Annotated in this window: 10 protein-coding genes; 2 read left to right on the top strand and 8 right to left on the bottom strand. The window is 60.6% G+C overall.

The features are described 5' to 3' along the window. Window positions 1-313 precede the first annotated feature (313 nt). From CP49_RS03175 to gltX, 5 genes are all read right to left on the bottom strand, one after another. A complete protein-coding gene (locus CP49_RS03175; protein WP_156438000.1) occupies window positions 314-562 on the bottom strand; it encodes a hypothetical protein in 249 nt (82 codons plus the stop codon). A 37-nt stretch (window positions 563-599) separates the two neighbouring features. Then, entirely contained in the window at window positions 600-1148 is a 549-nt protein-coding gene (locus tag CP49_RS45750; RefSeq protein ID WP_197423005.1) for a hypothetical protein, read from the bottom strand. 479 nt (window positions 1149-1627) lie between these two features. After that, entirely contained in the window at window positions 1628-1795 is a 168-nt protein-coding gene (locus tag CP49_RS44285; protein ID WP_156437996.1) for a hypothetical protein, read from the bottom strand. Window positions 1796-2110: 315 nt separating this feature from the next. Beyond that, window positions 2111-3412: a citrate synthase gene (gltA, locus tag CP49_RS03165; protein ID WP_057848839.1), complete on the bottom strand. Its 1302-nt coding sequence runs from the start codon at window positions 3410-3412 to the stop codon at window positions 2111-2113. A gap of 158 nt (window positions 3413-3570) precedes the next feature. After that, window positions 3571-4995 carry a glutamate--tRNA ligase gene (gltX, locus tag CP49_RS03160; protein ID WP_057848838.1) on the bottom strand — a complete coding sequence of 475 codons (1425 nt, stop codon included), beginning with the start codon at window positions 4993-4995 and terminating at the stop codon, window positions 3571-3573. Between the two features lie 143 nt (window positions 4996-5138). On the opposite strand from gltX, the gene CP49_RS03155 reads away from it, so the two are divergent. Together CP49_RS03155 and CP49_RS03150 are read left to right on the top strand one after the other, a co-directional pair. Next, window positions 5139-6821 carry a glutamine--tRNA ligase/YqeY domain fusion protein gene (locus CP49_RS03155; RefSeq protein WP_057848837.1) on the top strand — a complete coding sequence of 561 codons (1683 nt, stop codon included), beginning with the start codon at window positions 5139-5141 and terminating at the stop codon, window positions 6819-6821. A 139-nt stretch (window positions 6822-6960) separates the two neighbouring features. Continuing rightward, on the top strand, window positions 6961-7353 hold the full coding sequence (locus tag CP49_RS03150; RefSeq protein WP_057848836.1) for a nuclear transport factor 2 family protein: 393 nt from the start codon (window positions 6961-6963) through the stop codon (window positions 7351-7353). A gap of 41 nt (window positions 7354-7394) precedes the next feature. Here the strand turns inward: CP49_RS03150 and glnA are convergent, their stop codons facing one another. The 3 genes from glnA to CP49_RS03135 form a co-directional block, all read right to left on the bottom strand. Further along, window positions 7395-8825: a type I glutamate--ammonia ligase gene (glnA, locus tag CP49_RS03145; RefSeq protein WP_057848835.1), complete on the bottom strand. Its 1431-nt coding sequence runs from the start codon at window positions 8823-8825 to the stop codon at window positions 7395-7397. 113 nt (window positions 8826-8938) lie between these two features. Continuing rightward, a complete protein-coding gene (locus tag CP49_RS03140; RefSeq protein WP_057848834.1) occupies window positions 8939-9121 on the bottom strand; it encodes a hypothetical protein in 183 nt (60 codons plus the stop codon). A 170-nt stretch (window positions 9122-9291) separates the two neighbouring features. After that, window positions 9292-9549, bottom strand: a complete 258-nt coding sequence (locus CP49_RS03135) for a hypothetical protein (RefSeq protein WP_057848852.1) — start codon at window positions 9547-9549, stop codon at window positions 9292-9294. Between the last annotated feature and the right edge of the window lie 461 nt (window positions 9550-10010).

The following is a 10010-nucleotide window of genomic DNA, read 5'->3' as shown; positions in this document are numbered from 1 at the left end:
CCTCACGGAACAAGGCCACTTTAATCCTTCGCGCTAATACAAGGGTGGGCAAAGCGAAGCGTGCCCACCCTCCTCATACATTGCTGCAAAATGGTGGGCACGCTTCGCTTTGCCCACCCTACAAACGGAAAAGGCCGGACGCGATATACAACATTGCCTAGTAAGACTACACGCTCAACCAAATCGGTCAGCGCGATTTGATCACCTATCACGCCATTCCTACTTGCGCATGGCGCGGCTTCTTTCGAGAGCCTAACGGGTTTCAACCGTGGTGGCAGCAGATCGCCCACAAATATGCACGCTAACTAGGACGTTACCCATGATAGAAACTGTCTTCGTAGATCCGGCCGGCATATCCGAGAAAAAGAAACAAAAGAGCCGAGTGCGACAGACTGCCATGCGCCATCTGGATCATCACGACATACACGAGACTGCACAGGACAAAGCGCTCCTCGCTTGAATGACGACTCGGCCTCCATAGCTGGATGATGGCTAAGAGGATCATGGCAGCCAGCGCCCAGCCGCCGATCCAGCCCAACTCTACAAAAGCCTGCAGCACCACATTGTGGGGCGTCGTTCCCTTGAAGCAGGCGACATCGTCATATCGGCCAAGTCCCAGCCCGAAAAATCCGGCTTGCGGGATTGCCTTGACCGCGTCCTTTCAAGACGGTCCGAACGCCGATTGAATTGTTGATGGTGACGCCGCACCTTACTTCCGGTGTCCAAACCGGCTCTTCGGCGGAGACCGCATCCGAGATGATATATTTGCCGAGGATCTCCCAGGTGTCGTAGCGAACCAGGATGCCTGCCGAGGTCGCCAGCGCCACCATCATCATCAGTGTTAAGATGGAACGTCGATGGCTGGCGGGGGCCTTCCTTGCAGCTACGTACAGGCTCGCCATCAAGGCGACGAAAATAAATCGCACCAACGACACGCTGAAGACGAAGGTGGGCAGCGCGAAGATGGCGCAGACAATCCTTGCCCGTCGAATGTCGGGCAGTTGAGCGGCGATCGCGATCAGGGCAAAACCGAGAGACAGCAGAAACACGGTCGCTGCGTGGCCATACCCGAACACGACAGGCTTGCTCAGATAGTCGCCCCATTGGGTGACCAGCGCATAAACCGTTGCCAGCATGCCGAACGCCACGATGATCGATGTGGTCCAGACGAATGACCGCCCAAAATCGCCCTTCTGCAATAGCCGCCCAGCCGGGTATGTCGCGAGAGACAGGAGAAGCAGTTCGGTGTCCTGAGCTGTTGCCGTCCGGCCGTGAAGCGCAAAGGAGATCGCAGCGCTGGCGGCTAATAGTACGAACAGGGCATCCAGTTCATTGAACAGGAACCGACGCCAGTTGCTAAAAGCAAAGAGGACAGCGGTCGATCCGGCGAGGAATAGTCCGGTGACCATCGAGCTGCCCAATCCAGCGCCTCGGAGCAGCACTAGGACCGCGCCTGACGAAACCATGATCGCCAGAAAGAATTGACGGTTTAGCTGTCCAGACAAGCCGGTTCCTTCCTCGGTTCACCAACCACAACTATTGAACGATTGTGAGAGAAATTGCCACTAGTACAAAAGATCATTGCCCAGCAGCGTCATGGTGAGGCATCCACTGCGGACGGACGGGATCAGACGCCGCCGCCCCTACCGATGAAGTCCACCAGGCGGTCGATTGCGGCGTCGGCGCGGGCGCTGTTGCGGGCGCGGTAGTGCTTCATGATCAGTTGTGCCGATTGATAAGAGCGCCCGGTAACGTCGCAGATCGACAGCAGATCATTACCGGCGCGATCGAGCATGATCACGCAGGTCCTGATTGTGCTTGAAGTCCGTCGCGCCGTTATTCTCGTTGATGAAGGCGAGCGACGGGCATGGCGGGGTACTGCCATGTCCCTTGATCGCCAGCGTGCCGATCTCCGCAAACAAATGCCGATAAGTGTTCGTTGTAGAGACGGCCGGTAGTTTCGTCGACCACGATGGTCTCGGGCATCTCACGCAGGCCGAGCCTAACCTTGATTTTGTCGACGCGGATGCGCGCTGCCCCGCCGATCAATTGGAAAAGCCGGACGCGATAATCGCGCCCGGCTTCAGAACAACTAATGTTTGGCCGTCGCTTACTTCCGCTTGTCCATCGGCACATAATCGCGGCGGCCGACGCCGGTGTAGAGCTGGCGCGGACGGCCGATCTTCTGCTGCGGGTCCTCGATCATCTCGCTCCACTGGCTGATCCAGCCGACGGTGCGGGCGACCGCGAACAGCACGGTGAACATCGAGGTCGGGAAGCCCATCGCCTTCAGCGTGATGCCCGAATAGAAGTCGACGTTCGGGTAGAGCTTGCGGTCGATGAAGTACTGGTCGGAGAGCGCGATCCTTTCCAGCTCCATCGCGACGTTCAGCATCGGATCGTCGCCATGGCCGGTCTCGGCCAGCACGGCGTGACACATCTTCTGCATGATCTTGGCGCGCGGATCGTAGTTCTTGTAGACGCGATGACCGAAGCCCATCAGACGGACCTCGCTGTTCTTGTCCTTCACCTTGGCGATGAATTCCGGAATCTTGTCGACCGTGCCAATTTCCGCGAGCATCGCGAGCGCGGCTTCGTTGGCGCCGCCATGCGCCGGGCCCCAAAGGCAGGCGATGCCGGCGGCGATGCAGGCGAACGGATTGGCGCCGGAGGAGCCGGCGATACGCACCGTCGAGGTCGAGGCGTTCTGCTCGTGGTCGGCGTGCAGGATGAAGATCTTGTCAAGCGCGTCAGCCAGCACCGGATTGATCTTGTACTCCTCGCAGGGCACCGCGAAGCACATGTGCAGGAAGTTCTCGGCAAAGGAGAGCGAGTTCTTCGGATACATGAAGGGCTGGCCGACGGTGTATTTGTAGGCCATCGCGGCCAGCGTCGGGACCTTCGCGATCATGCGCATCGAAGCGATCATGCGCTGCCGCGGATCGTTGATGTCGGTGCTATCGTGATAGAACGCGGCCAGTGCGCCGACGGCGGCGACCATGATCGCCATCGGGTGGGCGTCGCGGCGAAAACCCTGGAAGAAGCGGGCCATCTGCTCGTGAACCATGGTGTGATGGATCACGCGGTGGTCAAAATCCTGTTTCTGGGCCGGGGTCGGAAGCTCCCCGTAAAGCAGGAGGTAGCAGGTTTCGAGGAAGTCGCCCTGTTCGGCGAGCTGCTCGATCGGGTAACCGCGGTATTCCAGCACGCCGGCGTCGCCGTCGATATAGGTGATCTTCGACTGGCAGCTACCGGTGGAGGTGAAACCGGGGTCGTAGGTGAACATCCCAGCCTGCGCGTAGAGCTTGGCGATGTCGATGACATCCGGCCCCACCGTGCCGCTGAGGATCGGGAAATCGTAGGTCTTGTTGCCTACCGTGAGCGTTGCAGTTTTGCTGGATTTTGCGTCCATCGTGAATCCCCGATGAAATCGTTACGAAAAACCGCGCCGACCCTGGTGCCATTATCGAGGCGCAGCAAGGGAGGCCGGGTTGTCTAGAAGCGGCGCCAAAGGCGTAGCTTATTGCCCTGTGCACTGCAAGATGGCCGCGGCCCCCATATGGTAGGGGCTTATCTGGCCGCCTGATCGCCCAGACGAGCCAGGCATTCCTCCCGCCCCAGTACCGCCAAAACGTCGAAAATGCCCGGCGAAGTCGTGCGTCCGGTCAGCGCCACCCGGAGTGGCTGGGCAACGGCGCCGAGCTTGAGATTGTTCTGCTCTGCGAAATTCCGCATGGCGGCTTCCGTGGTCTCGGCGCGCCAGTCGGTGACGGCTTCCAGCGCTATCTGGAGTTGGCCGACCAGGATGCGGGTCTCCGGCGTCAGCAGGGCGGCGGCCTTCGGCTCGATCTGAAGCGGACGGTCGGCAAAGATAAAATAGGCACCCGATATCAGCTCGATCAGCGTCTTGGCGCGCTCCTTCAGGCTTGGCATCGCCCGCAACAATTGCGCGCGGGTGGTATCGTTGAGCTTCGCCTTGAGATCGGCGCCTTCGGGCACGTAATCGAGCACGCTCTCGAACTTCGCCACCAGTTCGCCGTCATCCGCCTGGCGGATGTAGTGGCCGTTAAGGTTTTCCAGCTTGGCGAAATCGAACCGCGCCGCGGAGCGGCCGATGGCTGGCAGATCAAATGCATCGATCATTTCCTGCGTCGAGAAGATTTCCTGGTCGCCATGGCTCCAGCCGAGCCGGACCAGGTAATTGCGCAGCGCCGCCGGCAAATAGCCCATCGCGCGGTAGGCATCGACGCCGAGCGCGCCATGGCGCTTCGAGAGCTTCGAACCATCTGGTCCGTGGATCAGGGGGATGTGAGACATGTTCGGGATGTCCCAGCCGAGTGCATCGTAGATCTGCTTCTGGCGTGCGGCGTTGATCAGATGGTCGTCGCCGCGGATGACGTGGGTGACGCCCATGTCATGGTCGTCGACCACGACAGCCAGCATGTAGGTCGGGTTGCCGTCACCACGCAGCAGCACGAGATCGTCGAGGTTCTCGTTCTGCCAGACCACGCGGCCCTGAACCTGGTCCTCGATTACGGTCTCGCCGGTTTGCGGCGCCTTCAGGCGGATGGTGGGCTTCATGCCGGCCGGCGTCTCGGAGGGATCGCGGTCCCGCCACATCCCATCATAGAGGCGGGTGCGGCCCTCGGCGCGCGCCTTCTCGCGCATCGCCGTCAGTTCCTCCGCGGTGGCGTAGCAGCGGTAAGCCCTGCCGCTGGCCAGCAATTGCTCGGCGACCTCGCGGTGGCGGGCAGCGCGGCTGAACTGGTAGATGACGTCGCCGTCCCAATCGAGCTCCAGCCACTTCAGCCCGTCGAGAATGGCGGCAATGGCGGGCTCCGTGGAGCGTTCGCGATCGGTGTCCTCGATCCGCAGCAGCATCTTGCCGCCGCGCTTTTTGGCATAGAGCCAGTTGAACAGCGCAGTCCGGGCTCCTCCGATATGGAGGAAGCCGGTGGGCGAAGGGGCAAAGCGTGTGACGACGGAATCGGTCATTTACCAGAGGCGGGCTGAGGGTGAATTGCGGTGGTGTATATCAGGAACGGTACATAACTAAAGCCTTAGCCATGGACAAAGTAGGCTTGGCTCGCGGGGGCGAATTTGGCAGAAGGTTCGCCAATCCCTAACAGGAACTTAGAATGACCACAGAACCGGTAGCGGCAGAGGCGGGACGCGATTTCATCCGCGACATCGTCCAGGCCGATCTTTCTTCCAAAAAGCACAGCCGGATCGTGACCCGATTTCCGCCGGAGCCGAACGGCTATCTGCATATTGGCCATGCCAAGTCGATTGCCCTGAATTTCGGCATCGCGCAGGAGTTTGCCGGTAAGTGCCATCTGCGCTTCGACGACACCAACCCCACAAAGGAAGAGCAGGAATATATCGATTCCATTCAGGCCGACGTGCACTGGCTCGGCTATGACTGGGGAACCGATCTCTATTACGCCTCCGACTATTTCGATCGCCTGTATGACTGGGCAGAGGGTCTGATCGAGGCCGGCTATGCCTATGTCGACGATCAGTCGCAGGAGGAGATTCGGATCAACCGCGGCACGCTGACGGAACCCGGCAAGAACTCGCCGTTCCGTGACCGCACCGTGGAGGAAAATCTCGACCTCTTCAGGCGGATGAAAGCGGGTGAATTCCCGAACGGCACGCGCGTGCTGCGCGCCAAGATCGACATGGCCGCCGGCAATATTAACCTGCGCGATCCCGTGCTCTACCGCATCCTGCATGCCGAGCATCCGCGCACCGGCGACAAATGGTCGATCTATCCGAGCTACGACTACGCCCACGGCCAGTCGGACGCCATCGAAGGCATCACGCATTCGATCTGCACGCTGGAGTTCGAGGACCACCGGCCGCTCTATGATTGGCTGCTCGACAAGCTGCCGGTGCCCTCAAAACCGCGGCAGTACGAATTCGCCCGCCTCAATTTGACCTACACGCTGCTGTCGAAGCGCGTGCTGACCCAGCTCGTCCGCGACGGCCACGTCTCCGGCTGGGACGATCCGCGCATGCCGACCATTGCCGGCCTGAAGCGGCGCGGCGTGCCGCCGGCGGCGGTGCGCGAATTCGTCAAGCGCATCGGCGTCGCAAAAGCCAACAGCGTGGTCGACGTCGGCATGCTGGAATTCTGCATTCGCGAGCATCTCAACAAATCAGCGCAGCGGCGAATGGCGGTGCTGCGGCCCCTGAAGGTCGTGATCGAGAATTATCCGGAAGGCCAGGTCGAGGAGCTCGAGGCCGTCAACCATCCTGACGACCCCTCGGCCGGCACACGAAAAATTTTGTTCGGCCGCGAGCTCTATATCGAGCGCGACGATTTCATGGAGAACCCGCCGAAGAAATTCTTCCGCCTGTCGCCGGGCAACGAGGTGCGGCTGCGCTACGCCTATTTCATCAAATGCACCGGCGTTATCAAGAACGACGCCGGCGAAGTCGTCGAGCTTCGCTGCACCTATGATCCCGCGACCAAGGGCGGCAACGCGCCTGACGGTCGCAAGGTCAAGGCCACCATGCACTGGCTGTCCGCGAAGGATTCGGTGCCGGCGGAAGTCCGCGTCTACAATCAGCTCTTCTCGAACCCGAGCCCGAGCGCTGCAAATTTCGCCGCCGACCTCAATCCGGAGTCGCTCGAAGTATTGCCCGACGCCCGGATCGAGCCTTCGGTTGCATCAGACAATTCGGGCGAGGTAATGCAGTTCGAACGGCAGGGCTATTTCGTGCGCGACAAGGATTCCGCGCCGGGCAAGCCGGTATTCAACCGCACCATCGGCCTGCGCGACACGTTTGCGAAGGAAGTCGGCGGGAAGGGGTGAAGCAGTGCCAGACCTCATCCTGAGGAGCGCGCTCTTGCGCGCGTCTCGAAGGATGCAGGCCCGCCTGTGGCCTCATGGTTCGAGACGCCGCTGCGCGCCTCCTCACCATGAGGGTTAGCGATTTCAGATTGGATCATCGATGCAAAGCCCGACCGACGACATCGTCTCCGGCATCATGGGCAGATGGGCGGTGGCGTTCAGCAGACTGGACGCCGAAGCGCTTGCATCGCTGTACTCACGGAACGCGTTCTTTTTCGGTTCCAACTCGAATCTGTATCGCGGCAACGATGGCGTGGCCGCCTATTTCGATGCGCTGCCGCGCTGGTCTTCGCCATCAGTTCAATTCACCGACGTCAGGACCGTGCATGCCGCGGCCGACCTGATCAACGTCGCGGGCACGGCGTCTTTCACCGTCGAGAAGGATGCCGAGCCGCTGGTGGTGAAAATCACCTGGGTGATCGTCCGCGAAGCCGGCGAATGGAAGATCGTCAGCCACCACGTCTCGTCGAAGACGCCGCTAATTGAGCCGTAGGCCTGTTGCGCGTCAGGACGCGGTCCCTGCGTTATCCCGTTCTAGATATCGTAATACAAATGGAACTCGTATGGATGAGGCCGCAGCCGGATAGGATCGATCTCTTTCTTGCGCTTGTAGTCGAGCCAGGTCTCGATCACGTCGGTGGTGAACACGTCGCCGCGGAGCAGGAAGGCGTGATCGCGCTCGAGCGCGTCAAGCGCCTGATCCAGCGATCCCGGTGTCGACTTCACGTCCTTCGCCTCGGCGGGCGGCAGGTCATAAAGGTTCTTGTCGATCGGGCTGCCCGGATCGATCCGGCTGTTGATGCCGTCGAGGCCGGCCATCAACATCGCGGCAAAAGCCAGATAGGGATTGCAGGAGGGGTCCGGCGAGCGAAACTCAACCCGCTTTGCCCGCGGGTTCGGCGAATACATCGGGATCCGGCAGCAGGCTGACCGGTTGCGCTGGGAATAGACCAGATTGATCGGAGCCTCATAGCCAGGCACCAGGCGACGATAGGAGTTCGTGGTGGGGGCGCAAAGTGCGCACAGCGCCCAGGCGTGGGTCAACAGACCGCCGATGTAGTAGCGGCCGAGCTGGCTCAATTCGGCATAGTCGCCCTTGTCGTAGAAGAGATTGGTCTCGCCCTTCCACAGGGACTGGTGAACGTGCATCCCCGAGGCGTTGTCCTCGAACAGCGGCTTCGGCATGAACGTTGCGGTCATGCCGTGCTCGCGGGCGGTGTTCTTCACCACGTATTTGTAGATCATCAGATTGTCGGCCATGCGGGTGAGTGTAGTGAAGCGCATGTCGATCTCGTTCTGGCCGCCGGTCGCGACTTCATGGTGATGGGCTTCGATCTGGATGCCGAGCTGTTCCATCGTCAGCACCATGTCCGTGCGGAGAGCCTGCATGCTGTCGGTCGGGGGAACGGGAAAATATCCCTCCTTCGGGCGCGGCTTGTGGCCCAGATTCGGCGCTTCCTCCTTGCCGGTATTCCAACTGCCTTCGCTGGAATCGACTTCGTGGAAGGCGTAGTTGATCCCCTGTCCGTAGCGCACGTCGTCGAACACGAAGAACTCCGCCTCCGGGCCGAAGTAACTCGTATCGGCGTGGCCGGTGCCCTTCAGGTTGGTTTCGGCTTTCTGGGCGATGTAACGGGCGTCACGGCTATAGGGCTGACCGGTCACGGGGTCGCGGATGTTGCAGATCAGGACCAGGGTCGATGAAGGGGAATACGGGTCGAGGAAGGCCGTGGTCGGGTCCGGCACGACCAGCATGTCGCTTTCCTGGATTTCCTGGAAGCCGCGGATGGATGAGCCGTCGAATCCAATGCCTTCGCTGAGAGCGTCGACGCTCGCCGCACCCGGCGGGATGGAAAAATGCTGCCATACCCCAGGCAAGTCGGTGAAGCGCAGATCGATCATCTGCACCTTCTCGTCGCTGATCGCTTTCACGAGATCTTCGGCTGTCGCACACTTCGGAAACATGGCTTCACTCCTGTCATGGAGAGGCGCATCGTGGAGGTCGTGCCGCCATTCAGCCGTGGCGAACGGCTTGCGACGGGTCTTGGACCACGTTCTGCGTTGCCGCGCCGGCAGCCTCAGCTTTGGTGCGGCCCGCGCATGAGCTTCATCGCGTCTTCGATATGCCGCCAGGTTCTGGCCAGTTCGGCCTCGCCTTTTGCCTCGAGTTCGATGGCGTTCTGGGCCGCTTCCGCAATGGCCTTGGGGCCATGCGCTTCCAGCAACTGCCGTGCATAGTCGTGGATTTCGATTTCTCGCATGGGGTCATGCTCCTCTCGTTCTGAGCGCAACTGTGAATTCCAGTCGAGCTGAGAGCCGTAGACGTTGACACCTGGTCATGCGCGCACAGTGTGCATCCTGCTGCGGCGCACTTGCAAGAGCGGTTTCCCCGGGAGGTGGGGTGGCGGGATTGGAACGTGACGCCGGGCGCCTAGCAACCCCGGCAAATACTGCGCAGGGACTTTGCGAGCTGGGCGTCCTCCGCCGTCATGGGCTCGTAGGGCTTTTGCTGCTCGGCCTGCCGGGCCTCGTTCGCCTTTTGCCGGGCGGCCCGTGCGATCTCCTGGCGCTGGTAGCACGCCTCGCGTTCGGCCCGCGCTTCGATGAAGCGGCATTGCTCTGAAGTGGCGGCGTTGGCGGGAGAGGAGATCAGGACCACCGCAAATAAGAGCCAAGCCGCACGTTTCATATCACTTGTCCTGATTTTCGATTCAGCGCGCGCAACTATAACCTGGCCGACGTGCATTTCTCCAGGTTTCTGAGAGGTATACGGTCTAGTGGCGGGTTCTTTACCGCAGATCAATCAACGGCGGCGGGATGCTTCCCGTAACCTCCGATGTGTCACCGGAGATGCGCCAAGCTGCTACTCCGAAGCATGCCGTAAGCATCAGAGCCGTCACAAGCAGAAGCGTGCAGGAAAACTGGCTCACGTCGTGCTCCGCAACCAGCCTCGAATTTCAGAGAACGAGCACGCTTTGCCGATTCGGAAAATGCAGTTGGGCTGACCTAGCGGCAGTTTTCCACGCGCATGAATTATCCTTTTGGCGAAAGTCAGTCGGGGGAAATCCGGCGGGTGTCGCGGCCTGTTTCTTCAGGTTTCTGCATCCGTTCCGCTAGCGGTCCGAATGCAGCGTCCGGTAGTCTTGCGGC

This window comes from Bradyrhizobium valentinum (assembly GCF_001440405.1).
Classification (GTDB): Bacteria; Pseudomonadota; Alphaproteobacteria; order Rhizobiales; family Xanthobacteraceae; genus Bradyrhizobium; species Bradyrhizobium valentinum.
Note: the sequence above shows the minus strand (reverse complement) of the source record. Positions and strands in the feature narration are given on the sequence as shown.